The sequence below is a fragment of the Tannerella forsythia genome (assembly GCF_001006485.1).
Taxonomy (GTDB): domain Bacteria; phylum Bacteroidota; class Bacteroidia; order Bacteroidales; family Tannerellaceae; genus Tannerella; species Tannerella forsythia.
Map to the genome: position 1 here is coordinate 1 of NZ_JUET01000089.1, position 463 is coordinate 463.

At 40.4% G+C, this 463-nt stretch carries 1 protein-coding gene; it reads right to left on the reverse strand.

The genetic code is table 11. The annotated features are described in order from the left end of the window. Nucleotides 1-463, reverse strand: a 463-nt coding sequence (locus tag Tanf_RS16725; protein WP_080948603.1) for a hypothetical protein, incomplete at both ends; no start/stop codon positions are given.

Consider the following 463-nt stretch of genomic DNA (forward strand, 5'->3'; position numbering starts at 1 on the left):
TTTTAAGTTTGTTGCGCGTATTGACTTTTCCTCCTTTTATTTCTTTGCGTCTTCTTTGTGCAATGTTGTTTTCTTTTTTTTTTTTTTTTTTCACTTCCCTGTCCTCCCCCTTCCCACGACGCTGTTCTATGTTGTTTTCATTTTTCTGCTTCTCTCTGACTGTCTGTTCTTTTGTGTTGATTTTTTTGCGTTTCTTGCCTGTAGTCTTGAGTGCTGTTTTGTTCTTTCTTTCTTTCTTTTCTTTCTTTTTCTCTTTTCTTTTCTTCCTCTCCTCTTTTCTCTTTCCCCCCTTTTTCGCCCTTTTCTTCTCCCGTCTTCCCCTCCCCTTTCCTTCCCTCCCTGTTCTTCTCCTCTCTCTTCCTTTGTTCTCTTTTTTCCTTCCCTCTCTTCCTTCTTTCCCTTCTCCACTTGTTCGTCCTTTGTCTTTCCCCTTTTCTCCTTTTCCTTTTTCTGCCTTATTCCG